Origin of the sequence: Streptomyces sp. NPDC102467, assembly GCF_044765445.1 — a bacterium.
Taxonomy (GTDB): Bacteria; Actinomycetota; Actinomycetes; order Streptomycetales; family Streptomycetaceae; genus Streptomyces.
Window position 1 is genome coordinate 249,035 of record NZ_JBIWKA010000001.1, and the last position, 19,151, is coordinate 268,185.

At 70.7% G+C, this 19,151-nt stretch carries 19 protein-coding genes; 10 read left to right on the forward strand and 9 right to left on the reverse strand.

Features of this window, described 5'->3' with window-relative positions; all coding sequences use genetic code 11:
• Positions 1-45: 45 nt before the first annotated feature.
• Complete coding sequence (locus tag ACIREE_RS01085; RefSeq protein ID WP_404144619.1) at positions 46-453, reverse strand: hypothetical protein; 408 nt, start codon at positions 451-453, stop codon at positions 46-48.
• 97 nt (positions 454-550) lie between these two features.
• Positions 551-1,762 carry a pyridoxal phosphate-dependent aminotransferase gene (locus tag ACIREE_RS01090; protein WP_404144621.1) on the reverse strand — a complete coding sequence of 404 codons (1,212 nt, stop codon included), beginning with the start codon at positions 1,760-1,762 and terminating at the stop codon, positions 551-553.
• A gap of 124 nt (positions 1,763-1,886) precedes the next feature.
• Between ACIREE_RS01090 and ACIREE_RS01095 the strand changes: the two genes are divergently transcribed.
• Positions 1,887-2,507 carry an alpha-ketoglutarate-dependent dioxygenase AlkB gene (locus ACIREE_RS01095; RefSeq protein WP_404144623.1) on the forward strand — a complete coding sequence of 207 codons (621 nt, stop codon included), beginning with the start codon at positions 1,887-1,889 and terminating at the stop codon, positions 2,505-2,507.
• 7 nt (positions 2,508-2,514) lie between these two features.
• On the opposite strand, the gene ACIREE_RS01100 is transcribed toward ACIREE_RS01095, so the two are convergent.
• Entirely contained in the window at positions 2,515-4,119 is a 1,605-nt protein-coding gene (locus tag ACIREE_RS01100) for an amidohydrolase family protein (protein WP_404144625.1), read from the reverse strand.
• 220 nt (positions 4,120-4,339) lie between these two features.
• Positions 4,340-5,602, reverse strand: a complete 1,263-nt coding sequence (locus ACIREE_RS01105) for an amino acid deaminase (protein ID WP_404145303.1) — start codon at positions 5,600-5,602, stop codon at positions 4,340-4,342.
• 202 nt (positions 5,603-5,804) lie between these two features.
• On the opposite strand from ACIREE_RS01105, the gene ACIREE_RS01110 reads away from it, so the two are divergent.
• The 4 genes from ACIREE_RS01110 to ACIREE_RS01125 all read left to right on the forward strand — a co-directional run bounded on the left by ACIREE_RS01110 (position 5,805) and on the right by ACIREE_RS01125 (position 9,725).
• Positions 5,805-6,884: a sugar kinase gene (locus ACIREE_RS01110; RefSeq protein WP_404144627.1), complete on the forward strand. Its 1,080-nt coding sequence runs from the start codon at positions 5,805-5,807 to the stop codon at positions 6,882-6,884.
• On the forward strand, positions 6,881-7,696 hold the full coding sequence (locus tag ACIREE_RS01115) for an IclR family transcriptional regulator (protein WP_404144629.1): 816 nt from the start codon (positions 6,881-6,883) through the stop codon (positions 7,694-7,696). The genes ACIREE_RS01110 and ACIREE_RS01115 overlap by 4 nt, the downstream gene beginning before the upstream one ends.
• Positions 7,693-8,112, forward strand: coding sequence for a RidA family protein (locus ACIREE_RS01120; RefSeq protein ID WP_404144631.1), 420 nt, complete (start codon positions 7,693-7,695; stop codon positions 8,110-8,112). The genes ACIREE_RS01115 and ACIREE_RS01120 overlap by 4 nt, the downstream gene beginning before the upstream one ends.
• Before the next feature lie 122 nt (positions 8,113-8,234).
• Positions 8,235-9,725, forward strand: coding sequence for a GntP family permease (locus ACIREE_RS01125; RefSeq protein ID WP_404144633.1), 1,491 nt, complete (start codon positions 8,235-8,237; stop codon positions 9,723-9,725).
• A 79-nt stretch (positions 9,726-9,804) separates the two neighbouring features.
• Here the strand turns inward: ACIREE_RS01125 and ACIREE_RS01130 are convergent, their stop codons facing one another.
• From ACIREE_RS01130 to ACIREE_RS01140, 3 genes are read right to left on the reverse strand one after another with little or no spacing between them, the layout of a single operon-like run.
• Complete coding sequence (locus tag ACIREE_RS01130; RefSeq protein WP_404144634.1) at positions 9,805-10,167, reverse strand: hypothetical protein; 363 nt, start codon at positions 10,165-10,167, stop codon at positions 9,805-9,807.
• Positions 10,168-10,179: 12 nt separating this feature from the next.
• A complete protein-coding gene (locus tag ACIREE_RS01135; protein WP_404144635.1) occupies positions 10,180-11,442 on the reverse strand; it encodes an amidase domain-containing protein in 1,263 nt (420 codons plus the stop codon).
• A gap of 1 nt (position 11,443) precedes the next feature.
• Positions 11,444-11,899 (reverse strand): hypothetical protein, encoded by a 456-nt coding sequence (locus ACIREE_RS01140; protein WP_404144637.1) that lies wholly within the window; start codon positions 11,897-11,899, stop codon positions 11,444-11,446.
• A 155-nt stretch (positions 11,900-12,054) separates the two neighbouring features.
• Here ACIREE_RS01140 and ACIREE_RS01145 point away from each other — a divergent pair, with 155 nt between their 5' ends.
• Positions 12,055-12,591, forward strand: a complete 537-nt coding sequence (locus ACIREE_RS01145; protein WP_404144638.1) for a hypothetical protein — start codon at positions 12,055-12,057, stop codon at positions 12,589-12,591.
• A gap of 43 nt (positions 12,592-12,634) precedes the next feature.
• Here ACIREE_RS01145 and ACIREE_RS01150 read toward each other — a convergent pair whose 3' ends face one another.
• Both ACIREE_RS01150 and ACIREE_RS01155 read right to left on the reverse strand, forming a co-directional pair.
• Positions 12,635-13,897: a DUF1266 domain-containing protein gene (locus ACIREE_RS01150; protein ID WP_404144639.1), complete on the reverse strand. Its 1,263-nt coding sequence runs from the start codon at positions 13,895-13,897 to the stop codon at positions 12,635-12,637.
• A 76-nt stretch (positions 13,898-13,973) separates the two neighbouring features.
• Complete coding sequence (locus tag ACIREE_RS01155) at positions 13,974-14,981, reverse strand: chitinase (protein WP_404144641.1); 1,008 nt, start codon at positions 14,979-14,981, stop codon at positions 13,974-13,976.
• Positions 14,982-15,252: 271 nt separating this feature from the next.
• On the opposite strand from ACIREE_RS01155, the gene ACIREE_RS01160 reads away from it, so the two are divergent.
• The 4 genes from ACIREE_RS01160 to ACIREE_RS01175 all read left to right on the forward strand — a co-directional run bounded on the left by ACIREE_RS01160 (position 15,253) and on the right by ACIREE_RS01175 (position 19,150).
• Positions 15,253-16,197, forward strand: a complete 945-nt coding sequence (locus ACIREE_RS01160) for a hypothetical protein (protein ID WP_404144643.1) — start codon at positions 15,253-15,255, stop codon at positions 16,195-16,197.
• Positions 16,198-16,294: 97 nt separating this feature from the next.
• A complete protein-coding gene (gene cpaB, locus ACIREE_RS01165) occupies positions 16,295-17,017 on the forward strand; it encodes a Flp pilus assembly protein CpaB (RefSeq protein WP_404144644.1) in 723 nt (240 codons plus the stop codon).
• A gap of 118 nt (positions 17,018-17,135) precedes the next feature.
• Entirely contained in the window at positions 17,136-18,719 is a 1,584-nt protein-coding gene (locus ACIREE_RS01170; RefSeq protein WP_404144645.1) for a CpaE family protein, read from the forward strand.
• Positions 18,720-18,721: 2 nt separating this feature from the next.
• Positions 18,722-19,150 (forward strand): TadE/TadG family type IV pilus assembly protein, encoded by a 429-nt coding sequence (locus tag ACIREE_RS01175; RefSeq protein WP_404144647.1) that lies wholly within the window; start codon positions 18,722-18,724, stop codon positions 19,148-19,150.
• Position 19,151: the final 1 nt, after the last annotated feature.

A 19,151-nucleotide genomic window follows, 5' to 3' on the forward strand; every position in this document is an offset into this window, starting at 1 on the left:
CCCCCGCACAACGAGGTGCGGGGGCTCAGTCATGCCCGCGCCCTTTTAGGCGGCTACCAAGCGGCCGGCGCTTGCGTGGTACTCCATGCGCTGCGCGGCCAGGATCGCCGCGCTCGTGTCCGCCCGGGACGCCGCGACCACCAGGGCCCGCCCGGCGAGGGCATGCGCCCGCTGGTGCAGCCCGGCGACATGCGGCTCATGCACGGCGGCGGCGACGGAGGACCGGACCGGCGGGTGCCCGCCCCGAAGGCGGCTGATCTGAGCGGCCAGCTCGGTGGCGGCCGCGTCCAATTCCTGGTCCCCGGCGGCGAGCCGAAGCTCGTCGGTCAGGGCGAGCAGCGCGGACAGGTGCCCGGCGAGCTGGATGTCCAGCTCCTCTTCGCGGGAGCGGTGCGGGAAGTCGCTGTCGGCCACCATCGAGTGGACCGATTTGGTGCGGATCGGCTCGTACATGGGAGGCCTCCAGGCAACCGGAACAACCGGACAGGCGGTAACTTGGCCTCCATCGTACCTTAGAATCTGTCTAAGTTAGAACCTGTCCAAAGTTGGGTCACGGCTGGCTGTAGCCGTCCAGGAAGTTCCCGATCCGGGTGACCGCCTCGGTCAGCTGCCGGGTCGAGGGCAGCGTCACGACGCGGAAGTGATCGGGCTCGGGCCAGTTGAAGCCGGTGCCGTGCACGACCATGATCTTCTCGGCGCGCAGCAGGTCGAGCACCATCTGCCGGTCGTCCTTGACCTTGAAGACCTTGGGATCCAGGCGCGGGAAGAGATAGAGCGCGCCCTTGGGCTTCACGCAGCTGACGCCCGGGATCTGCGTGAGCAGGTCGTAGGCGACATCGCTCTGTTCCTTGAGCCGGCCGCCGGGAAGCACGAGGTCCTTGATCGTCTGGCGGCCGCTGAGCGCCGCGACGACACCGTGCTGGCCCGGCATGTTCGCGCACAGGCGCATGTTCGCGAGGATCGTCAGGCCCTCGATGTACGACTGGGCGTGCGCGCGCGGGCCGGAGATCGCCATCCAGCCGACGCGGTAACCGGCCACGCGGTACGCCTTCGACATGCCGTTGAAGGTGAGCGTGAGCAGGTCGGGGGCGATGGCGGCGGTCGGCGTGTGCGTCGCGCCGTCGTAGAGGATCTTGTCGTAGATCTCGTCGGAGCAGACGAGCAGGTTGTGGCGGCGGGCGATGTCGGTGATGCCGCGCAGCATCTCGTCGCTGTATACGGCGCCCGTCGGGTTGTTCGGGTTGATGATGACGATCGCCTTGGTGCGGTCGGTCACCTTGCGCTCGATGTCGGCCAGGTCCGGCATCCACTCCGCCTGCTCGTCGCAGCGGTAGTGCACGGCGGTGCCGCCGGAGAGCGAGACGGCGGCGGTCCACAGGGGGTAGTCAGGGGCGGGGACGAGCACTTCGTCGCCGTCGTCGAGGAGTCCCTGCATCGCCATCACGATCAGCTCGGAGACACCGTTGCCGATGAAGACGTGCTCGACGTCGGTCTCCACGCCCAGGGTCTGGTAGTGCATCATCACCGCGCGGCGGGCGGCGAGCAGACCCTTGGCGTCGCCGTAGCCGTGCGCGTCGCCGAGGTTGCGGAGCATGTCCTCCAGGATCTCCGGGGGGCACTCGAAACCGAACGCCGCCGGGTTGCCCGTGTTCAGCTTCAGGATCCGGTGACCCGCCGCTTCCAGCCGCATCGCCTCCTCGAGCACCGGGCCCCGGATCTCGTAGCAGACGTTGGAGAGCTTGGTCGACTGGATGAGCTGCATGGTCCGACCTTACGGCCGGGCCGCCGGGCCGCGCCCTCTGTTCTGGCGGGTGAGATGGGCCACTGTGGGCAGCTGAGAGGCATTGTTCGAGCGTTTGTTCTAATCATTCGTTACCGTGGGGACCATGCTTCAGGGATCCCTTTTCGACCAGGCCGAGGAGACCGCGCTCGGCTCCCTCGCCGGAGTGCGGCGCACCGCACTCGGTGCCGGGGCCTGGATCGACGTACTGCCGGGCTGGCTGAGCGGCGCCGACGCGCTGTTCGAACACCTCGCCACGGGCGTGCCGTGGAAGGCGGAGCGGCGCCAGATGTACGAGCGCGTCGTCGACGTGCCGCGGCTGCTGAAGTTCTACGGGGCGGCCGAGCCGCTGCCGCACCCCGTGCTCGGCACGGCCCGCGCCGCGCTGTCCGCGCACTACGCCGACGAGCTGGGGGAGCCCTTCACCACGGCGGGGCTCTGCTTCTACCGGGACGGGCGGGACAGCGTCGCCTGGCACGGGGACCGGATCGGACGCGGGGACCGGGAGGACACCATGGTCGCCATCGTGTCGGTCGGGGCGCCGCGCGATCTGGTGCTGCGGCCCGTGGGCGGCGGCGCCCCGGCCGTGCGCAGGCCGCTCGGCCACGGCGATCTCATCGTGATGGGCGGTTCCTGCCAGCGGACCTGGGAGCACGCGATCCCCAAATCGGCGCGCGCGACCGGACCCCGGATCAGCATCCAGTTCCGGCCGCGCGGAGTGCGCTGAGCGGGCCTTATGCGGAGCGGCGTACCGACTTCCCCGCGAGGACGTCCGTGCGGCGCCCGTCCTCGATGACGAACCGCCCGTCGATCAGGACGTGCGGGATCCCCACGGGCAGGGTGCGCGGCGCCTCGAACGAGGAGCCCGCCGCCACCGTCTCCGGGTCGAACAGGACCAGGTCGGCGCGGTACCCCTCGCGGACGAGGCCGCGGTCGGGCAGGCGCAGCCGGGCGGCCGGGCGTGACGTGAGGTGCGCGACCGTCTCCTCGAGGGACATGACGCCGAGGTCGCGGGCGTAGCGGCCGAGGTAGTGCGGGAACGTGCCGTACGCGCGCGGGTGCGGCTTGGAGCCCTGCAGGATGCCGTCGCTGCCCCCGGTGTGCACCGGGTGCTGCATGATCGCCCGCACGTTGTCCTCGTGGCCGACGTGCTGCAGGATCGTCGAGCCCATCTTGTCGTCGATGAGCAGGCGGCGGGCGGTGGCCCAGGGCGCCTCGCCGCGCTCGGCGGCCGCCGCGGCGATCGTCTTGCCGACGTACGCGGCGAGCGCGGGGTCCGAGACGCCCGAGACCTCGATCGTGTCCCACTCCATCGGCACGCCGTGACAGCCGTCGGAGCCGAGCTCCTCGACGTGGTGGCGCATGCGCTCGGCGGTCTCGTCGTCGAGGAGCCGCGCGAGGGTCGCGTCGGGCCCGCCCTCATTGGCCCAACTGGGCAGCATCGCCACGAGAGTTGTGGCGCCCGGCGTGTACGGGTACGTGTCGAGGCTGATGTCGGCGCCGCCCGCGATCGCGTCGTCGAGGAGGGCGAGCAGGTCGCCGCCCTTGCCCTTGTTCACGCCGAAGTTCATGGTGGCGTGGGCCAGATGCAGGGAGCAGCCCGCGGTGCGCGTGAGGTCGACCATCTCCTGGTACGCGTCCAGGGCACCGGCCCCGTAACTGCGGTGGTGGGGGCAGTAGTAGCCGTCGTACGCGGCCACCACCCGGCACAGCTCGGTGAGTTCGGCGTCCTTGGCGTACATGCCGGGGGTGTACGTGAGCCCGGACGACATGCCGACGGCGCCCTGCTCCATGCCCTCGGCGACCAGCCGCTTCATGTGGTCCAGCTCGGCCGGGGTCGCGTCGCGGTCGTCCCAGCCGACCGCGTACATGCGGACCGTGCCCTGGGGGATGAGGTAGGCGGCGTTGACGGCGATGCCCCGGTCGAGGCGGTCCAGGTACTCGCCGACCGTGCGCCAGTCGAAGTCGACGGACGTGTCCCCGGGCGCACCGCCGTTCCAGCCGGTGATGGCGCGGCGGACCTCGGTGAGGGTGCGGTCGTCGACGGGGGCGTACGACAGGCCGTCCTGGCCGAGGACTTCGAGGGTGACGCCCTGGGCCGCCTTCGCGCTGTGGTCCGGGTCGCGCAGCAGGGCGAGGTCGCTGTGCGCGTGCATGTCGATGAACCCGGGCGCTACCGCCAGGCCTGACCCGTCCAGGGTTCGGGGTGCCGTGGGGCGCGGGCCCTGGCCCTCGCGCGTGATCTCTGTGATCCGGCCGTTGTCGATCGCCACGTCCGCGCGGTACGAGGCGCCTCCGGTGCCGTCGATCACGCGGGTGTTCTTGATGACCAGGTCCATGGGAGGCCTCTCGTCTGCCAGGTGCTGTGGTGTTGCCGGGTGCGGCTTCGTCGTGGCTGGTCGCGCAGTTCCCCGCGCCCCGATGAAGGCTGAGCGGCTTCGCCGCTCAGCCTTCATCGGGGAAATGCGGCGCGAAGCGCGTGCATTTCAGGGGCGCGGGGAACTGCGCGAGAAGCCCCACCGGCCGGCACTCGGCACCCGACCGGCGGAGCTACGGCGCCTAGAAGTACGTCCGCACGTAGTCCACGACCGTGCCGTCCGCCTCCACCACCGGGATCAGCTGCCACTTGTCGAACGACGTGCACGGGTGCGACAGGCCCATGCCGAGCCAGTCGCCTACCTCCAGGCCGGCCCCGGTCTCCGTCCGCACCCAGCCGTGCTGGTCCGACAGGCCCGTCACCGTGATCCCGGTCCCTTCGCGCACCACGCCCGTCCGCGCGTCCCGTACGACCTGGACCTCGGGCAGGTCCAGGTCGTAGGCCGCGTCGCGCTTGCCCGCGTTCGTGAACGCCTGGTCCTGCGTCGGCCGCGACACCACCTGCGCCCACAGCCGGAACGCGGGGTGCAGCGCGCCCTCCTCCGGGACCCGGTTGAACGGGGTCAGATGGCGGTAGTGGCCGTCGTCGTGCGAGACGTACGCGCCGGAGCGGAGCAACTTCAGTACGGGCGCGCTCAGTTCGGGAATCTCCGCGAACACGTCCGCCACCGCGTCGAACCAGGCGCTGCCGCCCGCGCTCACCACGATCTCGTCGAGCCCCGCGAACCGCCCGGCCTTGTCGAGGCCGGCGGCGAGCGCGACCAGGCGGCGCAGCCAGGCGCGGACCCGGTCACCGTCGGCCTGGGGCACCTCGCCCTCGTACCCGGCGACACCGACGAGCCGCAGCGTCGAGGTGGCGGCCACCGCGTCGGCGATCGTCGCGCACTCCGCCTCGGTACGCGCGCCCGTGCGCGCGCCGTCACCCGCGCCCAGTTCCACGACCACGTCGACGGGGCGGGTGGCGCCGGCCTCGCGCAGCGCGGCGTCCATCAGCTCGACGCCGCGCGCGGAATCGACGTAGCAGATGAAGCGGAAGGCGGCCGAGGCGTTCAGCTCGGCGGCGAGCCAGCGCAGGGCGGCCGCGTCGACGAGTTCGTTGGCCAGGAAGATCCGGTCGATGCCGAACTCCCGCGCCACGCGCACCTGGTGGGGCACGGCGAGGGTGATGCCCCAGGCGCCGTGCTCGATCTGCCGCTGGAAGAGCTGGGGGGCCATCGACGTCTTGCCGTGCGGGGCGAAGGCGAGACCGTGCCGGGTGGCGTACGTCTCCATCAGCGCGAGATTGTGCTCCAGGCGCTCCGCGGAGAGGGCGAGGACGGGGGTGGTGAATCCGTCCGTGAAGAGGTTCAGGCGGCGCTCGGCCAGCTCGGCGACGGTGAGGCCCTCGGCCTGGGGCGGCAGGCCCTTGAACCGGAAGTCCACCCGCTCCCGCGCCAGGTCCTTCAGGCGTGCTTTCCCGCGCTCGGCGGCTGCGTCGACTGCGCCATCGACATTGACGGCGTTCTGGGCGGTCACGGTGCCTCCTCCAGGCCGGCTGTTGCAATATGCGCAACGGCCATTGCGTATGTCGCTTACTGCTGTCTAACATCCGAGCCAATGCCGGGTCAACGGAGCTGTTGACCCCCACGCCGTGAGGAGACCGACCCCCGTGACCGTCACCGGACCCGCAGCCCCGCACAGCGCACCCGACGTCAGCGCACCCGACGTCGTCGCGCTCGGCGAGTCCATGGTCACGTTCGTCCCCTCCGTACCCGGGCGCCTCGCCGACGTGCCCTCCTTCGAGCGCGGCATCGGCGGCGCCGAGTCCAACCTGGCCTGCGTACTCGCCGCCGGCGGGCACCGCGCGCGCTGGGTCAGCCGGGTCGGCGCCGACGGATTCGGCGACCACCTCGTCGAGGCCATCGGCGCATACGGCGTCGACGTCTCGGGGGTACGCCGCGACCCCGCCCGCCCCACCGGCATCTACTTCCGCACCGCGGGCGACCGGGCCACCGACGCCCACGAGGTCGCCTACTACCGCGCCGGGTCCGCCGCCTCCGCCATGTCCCCCGCGACCATGGACCTGGACGCGCTCCGCGCAGGACGCATCCTGCACCTGTCCGGCATCACCGCCGCACTGTCCGACGACTGCCTCGGCCTGCTCCGGGCGCTCATGGAGGCACCCGGCGGCGTAAAAAGCCCCCTCGTCTCCTTCGACGTCAACCACCGCCCCGGCCTGTGGCGCACCCCCGAGGATGCCCGCGTCCTGCTCGACCTCGCCCGCCACGCCGGCCTGGTCTTCGTCGGCGAGGACGAGGCCGAGGACGCGTTCGGGATCACCGGCGGCCCCGACGCCGTCCGCGCCGCGCTGCCCGAACCGGAGCTGCTCGTCGTGAAGCGCGGCGCCGACGGCGCGATCGCCTACGACCGTGACGGCGGCCGGCACTTCGAACCCGCCCCGCGCGTCGACGTCGCCGCCGCCGTCGGCGCGGGCGACGCCTTCGCCGCCGGATTCCTCTCCGCGACCCTGCGCGGCCTGCCCGCCGCCGACCGGCTCCGCCACGGCCACCTGTGGGCGGCCGCCGCCCTCACCGTCCCCGGCGACCTCGCCGAACCCCCGAGCCGCGCCCACGCCGACCGGCTGGTCGCCCTCGACGCCGCCGCGTGGGAGACACTGCACCTCGGCCCCGGATGGACCGTCACCGACGCCTTCGACGACCGGGCCGCCGAGGAGGTACGTACACCATGAGCCAGACCGTCGACCGCGCGCTCAGCATCCTGCCGCTGCTCGCCGAGGGACCAGCCGACCTGGGCCAGGTGGCCGAGCGGCTCGGGGTGCACAAGTCCACGGCCCTGCGCCTGCTGCGCACCCTGCACGAACACGGCCTCGTGCACCGCCAGTCCGACCAGCGTTACCGGCTCGGCGCCCGCCTCTTCGCGCTCGCCCAGGAAGCCGTCGAGAACCTCGACGTCCGCGAGATCGCCCACCCCCACCTCGTCGCTCTGAACGAGAAGGTCGGGCACACCATCCACCTCGCCGTGTACGAGGAGCACGAGGTCCTCTACATCGACAAGGTCGAGAGCCGCTACCCGGTGCGCATGTACTCGCGCATCGGCAAGCCGGTCGCCATCACGGTCGCCGCGGTCGCCAAACTGCTCCTCGCCGACCTGTCGGAAGCCGAGCGCCGGGCCGTCGCGGAGAAGCTCGACTACCCCATGTACACGTCCCGTTCGACCCCCAACGCCCCTGCTTTTCTGAGGGAGTTGGAGAAAGTGGGCGAACAGGGATGGGCCACCGATCTCGGTGGCCACGAGGAATCCATCAACTGCGTCGGGGCCCCGGTCCGCGGCGCGGACGGACGCGTCGTCGCCGCCATGTCGGTCTCCGCGCCGAACGTCGTCGTCACCGCCGAGGAACTCCTCACCCTGCTCCCGCTGGTGCGCCGCACGGCGGAAGCCATCAGCCGGGACTACTCAGGTACCGGCCCCGGCAGTGCAGGTAGCACAGGCAACACCGGTAACACAGGTAACACCCCCCAGAAGGAAGCCAGTTCATCATGACCGAGAAGACCGAGAAGACGGCCCTCACCCCCGCCACGCACACCACCCCGCCCGCGAAGTTCTCGCACGGCGTCAAGAAGGGCAACCTCCTCCAGGTCGCCGGCCAGGTCGGCTTCCTCCCCGCAGAGGAGGGCAAGGCCCCCACCCCCGCGGGCCCGACCCTGCGCGAGCAGACCCTCCAGACGTTCGCCAACGTCAAGGCGATCCTCGAAGAGGGCGGCGCCACCTGGGACGACGTCATGATGATGCGCGTCTACCTCACGGACGTCGACCACTTCGCCGAGATGAACAAGATCTACAACGAGTACTTCGAGGAGCAGGGCCTCAAGGCCCCCGCCTCCGCCCGCACCACGGTCTACGTCGGACTCCCGGCGGGCCTGCTCATCGAGATCGACGCGCTCGCCGTCCTCGGCTGATCACGTCCTGAGCTGAGCATCTTCTCCACCCCTGTACGTCGTCACGGTGCGGCGCGCCATCCGGACGCGCCGCACCGCGATCCCCCCTGCCCAGAAATCTTCATGCCCTTACGAGGACCCCCATGCTCCCCATATCCACCGGCGCCCCGCTCGCGGCCGCCGCCCCCGAGACGCCACCGCACACCGGCGGCATCCTCACGATCATCGACGGCACCGCAGGCCTGCTGACGATCGCCGCGCTCGGCATCGTGCTGCTCCTCTTCCTGATCATCAAGGCGCGCCTGCAGCCCTTCGTGGCCCTCCTCGCGGTCTCCATCGCGGTCGGCCTCGGCGCGGGCCTCTCGGTCACCGAACTCTTCGGCACCGTCCAGAAGTCCGACGCGGTCTCCACCATCGAGTCCGGCATGGGCGGCACCCTCGGACACGTAGCGATCATCATCGGACTCGGGACCATGCTCGGCGCGGTCCTCGAAGTCTCCGGCGGCGCCGAAGTACTGGCGTCCCGCCTCCTGAACCTCTTCGGTGAGAAGCGCGCGCCCCTCGCGATGGGCCTCACCGGCCTGATCTTCGGCATCCCCGTCTTCTTCGACGTCGGCATCTTCGTCCTCGCGCCGATCGTCTACGCGGCCGCCAAGCGCGGCGGCAAGTCGATCATCCTCTACTGCATGCCGCTCCTCGCCGGCCTGTCGATGACCCACGCGTTCCTGCCCCCGCACCCGGGCCCCGTCGCGGCCGCCGGTCTCCTCCACGTCGACCTCGGCTGGGTCATCCTCATGGGCATCGTCTGCGGCATCCCCGCCGTGCTCGCCGCCTGGGGCTGGGCCGCCTGGATCGGCAAGCGGATCTTCGTGCCCGTACCGCAGGACATGGTCGAGGCCGCCGAGGAGGCCAAGGCGTCGCTCGCCGCCGAGCAGCGCGCCTCCGGTGTCACCCCGACCGAGAAGCCGGTCGCGCTCGGTGTCGTCTTCGCCATCATCGGCACGCCGCTGGTCCTGATCCTCCTCGCCACGTTCTCCTCGATCGCCTTCGACCCCTCCACGGGCCGCTCGGTCATCGAGTTCTTCGGCCACCCCTTCGTGGCGCTGACGATCGCGCTGCTCCTCGCCTACTACCTGCTCGGCATCCGGCGCGGCTGGTCCCGCAAGTCGCTGGAGACGGTGTCGACCGCGTCCCTGAAGCCGGTCGGCAACATCCTGCTCGTGGTCGGCGCCGGCGGTGTCTTCGGCGCCGTCCTCAAGGCCAGCGGCATCGCGCAGGCCCTCGCCGACACGTTCAACAACGTCGGCCTGCCGATCATCGTCCTCGCGTACCTGATCTCGCTGGTGCTCCGCGTCGCCCAGGGCTCGGCGACGGTGGCCATCGTCACCACGGCCGGCATCGTGGCCCCGCTGCTCTCCGAGGGCGACTACTCGCAGGCCTTCACCGCCCTCGTCATCATGGCGATCTCCGCGGGCTCCATCTTCGCCTCGCACGTCAACGACGGCGGCTTCTGGATGGTCGCCAAGTACTTCGGCATCTCCGAGCGGGACACCCTGCGGACCTGGACCGTCCTGGAGTCGGTCCTCTCGGTCGCCGGGTTCGCGGTGGCGGGCGTGGTCAGCCTGTTCGTCTAGCCGCCCTCACACGTACGCGGGGCGCCGGCGGGCGCCCCGCGTACGCACGTCTCAGGGTGCGTCTCTCAGGTCGCGTCGCTCAGGGTGCGAGCAGGCCCAGTCCCGAGCAGCCGGTGCCGCCGGCCGGGTCGGACGAGTACACCCAGTACAGCGCGACGAGTTGGACGAGCAGCAGCAGTGCCGCCACACAGACGAGCGCCGCGCGGGCGCCGGTGAAGCGCGGGGCGCGGCGGCCGGTGAGCACCAGCGCGGCGACGCTGCACAGCGGGCCCGCCCACGCGGTGACGTACATCCGCGTCGAAGGCCCCAGGTACGCGCAGTGCTGGTACGTGTCCCCGTCGAAGGAGAAGTGCGCGGCAAGCAGCCCGGCCGATACGACGGTCAGGACGACGGCGGCGACGAGGAAGCCGTCGCGGGCGGGGTTCGGGTCGGTGCGATTCATCGTTGCCAATTGTCAGTACCAGTCGGGATCGGGGCGGACGATACGGAGGTTCTGGGCACCCTCGTGCTTCTCGGTGGCGTTGATCCGCCCTTCCAGGCTGACGTTCTGGAACGAGTCGCTGTGCTGGGTGTACTTGATCTCGCCGTCCGGCATCACCGCGGTGACGATCGCCGCGTGGTGCGTGTTGCCCTGCTCGATCGAGTCGTTGGGGCCGGACTGCTCGTAGTAGATGATGTCGCCGGGCTTCACGTCGGCGCGCGGAATTTCCTGGCCGCCGTGGTTCAGCATGAAGTTCTGGTTGTTCTCGGCGGCGGCCCAGTTGTCGGAGTACGCGAGGCGCTTGTCGATCGCGTCCACCCCGGTCCGGTTGCCGATCATCCAGCCGTCGTCGTCGGTGGTGCCCTCCCAGAACGACGTCTTCTCCCGCATCCCCGCCGAGTGCAGCGCGTTCGACACGAAGTTGGTGCAGTTGTTGCCGAAGTCGGTGGGGTCGGCCTTGTCCCAGTTGTCGAGGGCGTACTGGACCAGCTTCACGCGGTCGTACTTGCCGTTGCCGCGCAGGTCGGTGCGGACGTCGTCCGGGATGCCGTCGAGATTGGCGATGAGGACCGGCTCGGCCAGCATCATGTCCTTGCGCTGCTTCGCCGACAGGCCGTCCCACCACTGCCGCACGGTCGTCGGATCCTGGTCGACCGGAATGTCGGCGGCCAGCATCTGCATCTGGGCGTGCGAGGCCTGCGTCTGGAACTCGTTCAGCGCCTTGTCGGGGTCGGTGAGCCCGGTCTGTCCGGCCAGCTTGGCGAACTCGGCCGCGGCCAGCTTGTCGGCGGTCGTCACCTGTTCCACGGCCTGATCGACGAGATCCTTCACCTGTGTGCGGTACGGGCCCATCTCCTCGGCCTCCGTGCGGTTGTGCACGGGCGGCCCGGTGATCGTTCCGTCGGCGCCGATCGTCAGGCCGTAATGCCCCGCGAGTTCCTGCGCCTCCCGCAAGGTGCTGTGGGCGGTCTCGATGGCGGTGGTCACGCCGTCGGCGACCATGTTGACGGCGAGCAGGATGTCGTAGGCCACCTCGAACTGGTTGGCCAGCGCCTCGAACTTGCCCGCGGCCGCCTTGCCGACGGCATCGGTCCAGTTGTCCGCGAGCGGCTTGACCCCGTAGTCGCGCAGGTCCTTCGCGGCGTCCAGGGCGTACTTGGCCAGCGCGTGCCACTCGTCGGAGGCCGATTTCCACTTGGCCGGCTGGGCGCTGTTGATGCCTTCGTAGGAGACCATGTCACGCCCCGCCCAGGTCCTGGACAGCCGCGTGCAGCCGGGCCTCCGCCTCGGCGTCCGCACTGTCGTAACCGTTCGCCGAGTCCTTCAACTGAGCGCTCAGCTCGCCGAGTTGCCTGGCCAGGGAGACCATGTGCTCTTCCCAGTCCACGGCGCACACCTTCAACTGCACGGGGCTCAGCCAGCCGTTGCCGTTGTGTGCCCCGTACACCGCGTCGCTGCCGTCGAGCGAGTGGCTCAGGCGCGTCATGGCCGTCCGCGAGAGCGTCTCGGTGTCGTCGGCCGCGCCGTGGACGCCCTTGGTCTTGATGTCGATGTCCGGCGCACCGCCGCCGCCTCCGGTGGGCGCCAGCTGGTTCAGCCGCGTGTGCGCCGACCCTCCGGCGGGCCCGCCCGTCCCGTTACGCTGCCGCTCAGCGGCCTCGGCCTTCAGCTGTTCCCACTCGTCCCACGCCATGCGTACACCCCCGTGTCGCGCGCTTTTCTCACGAAGGTAACAGGGCTCGGTAATGAGCACGTCAAGCTGTGGGCAGAGGTTCCGGTGGGATCCAAGGGGCCCGGGGGAGGCGCCGCACAGTCTTGTCCGCCATACTTCCGCCCGTGGAGCAGCGTATGGAGAGTCAGAAGGTCACGCCCGTCACCGGTGCCGGTTTCGACCCGGCGTACGTCCCCGGCCTGACGTCTCCCGGACCGGAGGCGGCAGCCGAGGACACGGTCACGGATTCCGACGAGGCGACCGAGGAGGTGACGAAGGACGAGCCGTCGACGGATGGCACGGACGCGGATTCGGTTTCGGATTCCGTTCCGGATTCGGATTCGGATACGGACAAGGGCGCGGATGACGAGGCCGCCGCGGACGGGAAAGCCCCCGTCACCGACGGCCCGGTCCTGGAGGCCAAGGACCGCCGGGGTTCCATCACCGTCGACGCGACCGGTGTCCGGTACACGCTGGACGACCAGGAGGCCGAGTTCACCTGGGACGAGATCAGCGCGGTCGAATACGGCACGTCCCGCAAGCGCCTCACCGTGACGGTCCACACCCCCAACAGCCGCTGGTACCCGAACGACGTCGAGGCCCCGGACAAGTCGCGCCTCGCCGAGTGGACCGAGCAGATCGACAAGGCGCTGGACGCGTACTTCGAGGACTGAGCGCCGCCCGGGTGTCCGCGTGCCGCCCGACGGCTCAACAGGCCTACTTGAACGGCACGTTGAGCCACGGGCTGCCCGGGTCCTCCAGCAGGATCCGGTGGGCCGACACCATCTCCTCGTACCACTTGCCGAACTCCTCGTCGTCGAAGTGCAGGCACCGGCCGAGGGCGTAGGCGGCGGAGAAGTCCTGCCAGGAGCGGTAGGAACGGGTGGCCGCCACGCTGGCCGCGCGGACCGCGGACTCGGCCTCTTCGAGGGTGCCGTAGCGGGAGGCGAGGCCCCAGCGGGCCATGTTCGGGGCCCGGCCCAGGTCCCAGGCGTCGACCGAGGTGACGTAACGGCCCTCGGCGAGCAGGCCGTCGGCGCGCATCCGGGCCTCGTAGCGGGTGATCCGGCCGATGAGCCGGTGGATGCCCTCGGTCTGGGCGGCGATCTCCTCTGCGGGGCGCGGCTCGGTGGTGGTCACGCCGTCCTCGGTGAGCACGGTACGGACCTCGCCGCGCGCCCGCAGCACCTTGGTCACGGCCTGCTTCCAGTAGCCGGTGTCGACGTGGCCGCCGAAGTCGCGGGCGATGGTGTGCCGCAGACCGAGCGCGAACTCCCATACGTCGCTGCGCTGGGCGGTGGACAGGAGTTGGTGCACCCGCTCCTGCCAATCCTGGCGGCTGGTCACGTCCCACCACTCGCGCAGCCGACGGCGCTCGGTCTGGTAGCCCTCCCCGTGGTGGGCCATGGTGTTCCAGAACTCGCCGTTGGTGACCGAGAGCAGCGCGCCCAGGGCCAGGCCGTGCGCGACGCGTCCGTGCAGGGCGCCGCCCACGTGCAGGGCCCGTAGGCACATCTTGTAGCGGGGCATCCCGGCGCGGATGCCCGCTTGCATCCAGGCCGCGTTGTGCGGGGGGAGCGGTGGGAGGACCGCCTCGCAGGGCGTGCCCGGGTTGATGACGAGGGCCGGAGGGTTGGATCCGGTGGCCCATTTCGCGGTGGCGAACCAGTCGAGGGACGTCCACTCGTAGAGGTGGTGCGGGTCGGGAGTGGGCAGCATCCCGACGGTGCGCAGTTCCAGCCACTCGCCGCCGGTGCGGGGGTCGCGGTGGAACAGCGGGTACGTGGACTCGTAGACGTCGGCCTTGTCGGGGCGCAGCTCCATGTACAGCTCGACCGAGGCGAGCGTCTCGTAGTACGCCGCCCAGTCGCCCCGTTCCTTCGCCTCGTACAGCGCCCGCTCGGTGGGGGAGGGCGCGGTCCAGGCGGGCCGCGGGGAGGCGGGGCCGTCGAAGTCAGCGGGCGGTGGGCCGAAGGTCATGGCCGGAAGCCTAAGTAAGGGGGGCGCGGGCAGCGCCGCCGGGGGAGCGGCGGCGCTGCCGGTCGTGGGGTGGAGGTCAGAGGCCGTGGACGTGCGGGCCCACCGAGGAGGCCCACGCGTTGTCGGACGTGGCGTCCCAGTTGGTGGACCAGGACATCGCGCCGCGCAGCCCCGGGTACGTCTTGGAGGGCTTGAACGAGCCGCAGTTGGTGCCCTTGGCCAGGCAGTCCAGGGCGTCGTTCACGACCGACGGGGCTACGTAGCCGCTGCCCGCCGCGCTGCTCGACGCGGGCGTGCCGATGCCGACCTGCGACGGGTCGAGGCCGCCCTCCAGCTGGATGCAGGCGAGCGCCGTCAGGAAGTCGACGGAGCCCTGGCTGTAGACCTTGCCGTCGCAGCCGAGCATCGAACCGCTGTTGTAGTACTGCATGTTGACGACCGTGAGGATGTCCTTCACCGCGAGAGCCGTCTTGAAGTACTCCGCCGACGTCGACTGCATGTCGATGGTCTGCGGCGCCATGGTCAGCACGAACCCGCTGCCCGCCTTCGAGGCGAGCGACTCCAACGCCTGTGACATGTAGGTGGAGTTGAGGCCGTTCTCCAGGTCGATGTCGACGCCGTCGAAGCCGTACTCCTGCATGAGGGAGTAGACCGAGTTCGCGAAGTTCGCCGCAGAGGCGGAGTCACTGACCGAGACCGTGCCGTTCTGGCCGCCGATCGAGACGACCACCGACTTGCCGGCCGCCTGCTTCGCCTTGATGTCCGCCTTGAACGCGTCCTCGGTATAGCCGCCCAGGCCCGCCGAGTCGAGCGTGAAATCGACCGCGCCCGGCGTGGTGGTGGCGTCGGCGAAGGCCACGGCGATGATGTCGTAGTCGGCCGGGACGTCACTGAGCTTCTGGACGGCGGCACCGTTGTCGAAATTCTGCCAGTAGCCGGTGACCGCGTGGGCGGGTACCGCGGCCGCGGTAGCGGTGCCCTTCGTGGCCGGGGTCGCGACGGCCGTGTCCGTCGTCGCGAGCAGTCCGGTGACGGCGAGTGCCGCCGCCGCGAACGCGCCTATGAGCGCGCCGGATCGCTTCATTTCTGCCTCCGTGTGGGGGGAGGGCTCCCCGCACCGAAGTGGGGGAGTCGAGGTGAGGGGGGAAGCAGCTGCTGGGCGTAAAACTGGTCCAGACCAATAGCGATGTCAAGGGTTTGAGCCGATGCTTCCGCGCCAATACGCGACCGGTCACCGCGTGAACCGGTTCGTGAACAGTGCGAAGTGGGGTGTTGCCGGGCGCCCGCGTGGATATGGTGCTCAGGCAGAGCACTGCAGTGTCTGGAGGAGCACAGAGCGACCGGGGGGTTCACACGTGCCGACCGCCATAGCCGTGACCGACCCCGACCTGGTGCTGAGTTCGCCCGACCGGCATACGCCGACCGCCGTCGTACTGCCCGTGGGCAGGACGCCGGACGCCTATCCGCTGGACCGCGCGATCGACGACGTACACGCACTGATCGAACAGCACGGGTATGTGATCGTGCTCTGTCCGCAATCCGTGCCCGACGCGGTCGTTCACCGGCTGTATGCCATCCGGTCCGTGCTCGAAAGCGACCGGATCGCCATACTCCGCCCCGAGCTGCCGCCGCTCGGACTCGCCGTGCTCGCCCTGCAACTGCGCCAGTTGTCGATCTGCGACTTCAGCCCGGGTGTGCTCGCGTCCGCCGGGCGGCTGCTCGCCCACTACGTCCACGCGGGCGCCCTCCTCGGCTCCGTCGCCAAACTCGACCGCGTGCCCGTCTCGCTCAAGGCGCACGCCAAGTCGTGGTCACCGGGCGCCCAGTTCGCCGTCGTGGCCTCGCCGCAGCCGCAGCTGCTGCGGGTCACCGGGACCGAGACGCCGAGCGGCCCCTCCTTCGGGACACGGATGTTCTACGCCGCCGGGCAGCAGACCACCGACTGGGTCACCGGCGTGCTCGCCCCGGCCTGGCGGGTACAGGGCGCGACCGAGGCGCCGCTGCCCGCCGAGTCGCCGCGCTGGTGGGCCACGGGCAAGGGCGGAGGAGGGAACCCCGGCCGGATCGTGGAGTTCGCGGCCGCCATCCCCGACATCTCCGTCCTCTACCAGCTCGTGTCGTCCGTGCGGCGCGAGGAGTGCCACTGGTGCGGGCTCGAACTCATCGGCGACCGTTGCGGGTTCTGCTCCGCGTCCCTGGCAGTCGACACGCCCTCCGAGCGCGTGGGCGCAGCCCGGTCCTCACTCGCCCCGGCCGCCGGCCCTGGCCGGACCGCGCTGCCCCGTGGCCCGCACCGATGAGCGCCGCCGGTACGCGGGCTCGTGACCGCACCCGCACCCGCACCCGCACCCGTATAGCGAATCCATCCGCTCGCCTACCAACGAGGTTGTCCGGTCCATGAATTCACGTCAGCGCCGCGGCGTCATCCTCCTGGTCGTCTCGGCCCTGTGTGCCGTCGGCGCGTTCGCCGGTGTGCTGTCCGTGATCCGCGACGTGAACTCCAAAGTGGGGGACGAGACGATCGCGTACCGGCTCAAGAGCGACGTCGCGCCCTACAAGGAGCTGACCGACGACCAGTTCGAGAAAGTGGAGATGCCCGAGCGATGGCTGTCGTCGACAGCTGTCACCAGCCTCCGCCAGGTCCGCGGCAAGATCGCCGTCACCCAGCTCAAGAAGGGCTCCCTGCTGCAGAGCGACATGATCGTCGCCCGGCCGCAGCTCAAGGCGGGCCAGCAGGAGATCGCCATCATGATCGACGCGGAGACGGGCGTCGCCGGAAAGATCGACCCCGGCTCGAAGGTGAACATCTACGCCACCTTCAAGGCCGAGAACGACAAGCAGAGCGACCAGTCCAAGGTCATCGTGGAGAACGCCGAGGTCATCGACGTGGGCAAACTGACCCCGATCGACGAGCAGGGCGCCAATTCCTCCAACAACAGCACCGCGCGGCGGAAGGGCGAGGCCGTGCCGATCACGTTCGCGCTGGACGCGGCCGACGCGCAACGGGTGGCGTACGCCGAGTCGTTCGCGACGCACGTACGGCTCGCGCTGGTCGCGCCGGGGGGCGACGGGTCGATCCCGGCGGGGGACCGCTCGTACACGCTGGACGAGGACAAGTGATGGGGGCCCGTACCGGGGTAACCCCTCGGGCACTGACAGCCCCTCCGGCGTTTGAGGAGCGGGGTCCGGGGCGGAGCCCCGAGGCCTGTGGGCCAGCGCCCCTGAAGGGAACGTGCCGATGACTACAAGGATCCTCCCCGCAGCCGGTGACCCGGAGGCGGCCCGCGCACTGATCACCCTCCTCTCCCAGCTCCCCGACACCGAACCCGCCCCACCCGTCGCCGACAGCACCGCCCTCCTGGACACCCTGGCCCGCCTCGCCGCGGAGTCGCTCGACGAGCTGCCCGAGGTCGTCCTCGTACATGAACGGATCGGCCCCGTACCGGCGTTGGACCTGATCCGCGACCTGGTCCTGCGCTTCCCCGCCGTCGGCGTCGTCCTCGCCACCGCCGACACCAGCCCCGCCCTGCTCACCGCCGCGATGGACAGCGGAGCGCGCGGCATCGTCGCGTTCCCGCTCGGCTACGACGCCCTCGCCGAACGCGTCCACGCCGCGGCCTCCTGGTCCACGGGCATGCGCAGGCACCTCGCGGGCGGCACCGGCGCCGAGCTGATGCCGGCGGGCGGCGGCGGCCGCGTCGTCGCGGTGACGGGCGCCAAGGGCGGCGTCGGCACCACGCTCACCGCCGTCCACCTGGCGCTCGCCGCACGCGCGTCGGGCCGCTCGGTCGCCCTCCTCGACCTCGACCTCCAGTCCGGCGACGTGGCGTCCTACCTCGACGTCCAGTTCCGTCGTTCCGTCGCCGACCTCGCCGCCATCCGCGACATCACCCCGCGCGTCCTCCAGGACGCCGTCTTCACCCACGAGACCGGCATCGACCTCCTCCTCGCCCCCGCCGACGGCGAGCGCGGCGAAGAGATCACCGACCGCGTCGCCCGCCAGGTCGTGCACGCCCTGCGCGCCCGCTACGAGGTCGTGGTCGTCGACTGCGGTACGCAGATGGGCGCGGCGAACGCGGCGGCCATCGAACTCGCCGACCAGGCCGCCCTGTTGGTCACCCCGGACGTCGTCGCCGTACGCGCCGCCAAGCGCATGGTCAGACTCTGGGACCGGCTCCAGATCCGCAAGGCCGAGGAGACCCTCACGGTCGTCAACCGGCACGCGCGTTCCGCCGAGATCCAGGCACCCCTCGTCGAGCGGGTCACCGGCACGAAGACGGCCCGCACCGCCGTCCCCGCCGCGTACAAGGAACTCCAGGCCGCCGTCGACGCGGGCCGCATGCAGGACCTCGACAACCGCTCCACGGTCAAACAGGCCCTGTGGAGCCTGGCCGGTGAACTCGGCCTGGTCGCCGCCCCCGCCCCGGAAGCGGGAGGCCGCCGCGCCCGCCGCCGCGGCGACAAGGGGGCGGTCACGCTCGAATTCGCCGCGATGTTCCCGCTGGTGCTCGTCGTGATGGCCGTGATGTGGCAGTGCGTGCTGTACGGCTATACGTACTCCCTGGCCGGGAACGCGGCGGATGAGGCGGCGCGGGCGGCGACGTCGGCTGCCGCCGGGAACGGGGATGCCGCCGGGGCCTGCGACTCGGCGGGCAAGTCGCATCTGCCGTCCGCTTGGCAGGGGGCGGCGATTTCCTGCGCGGATGACGGGGTTGTCATGAAGGCCACCGTCCAGGTGGATGTTCCGCTGTTCTTCCCCGGGGTCAACCCCGGCTGGTCGGTCAAGGGTGAGGCTGGGGCCGCGTCCGAGGTGGACCAGTGACCGTGTCCGGGACACGGGGCTCCGCCCCGGACCCCGCTCCTCAAACGCCGGAGGGGCTGGATGGTGCGGACCGGCGCACATTCGACGACCGAGGCGTCTCGATCCTCGAATTCGCCGGGTTCCTCCCCTTCCTCCTGGTCATCGGCATGGCCGCGATCCAGCTCGGCCTCGTCGGCTACGGGGCGAACCAGGCGGGCAGCGCGGCGCGGGCCGCGGCGCGCGCGGAGTCGCTGAACCAGGGCACGGGCGGAGCCGCGGCGGCCGGGTCCGCGAGCGCCTGGCTGGAGCCCAGCGGGGGCGAATGCGCCGGCGACGCCACCATCACCTGCACCGTCACCGTGCACGTCCCCGCGATCATCCCCCTCTTCGACGGCTGGGACCTCCACCGCAAAGCCACCATGCCCAACGACCAGTACAGCGAGGGGAGTTGAC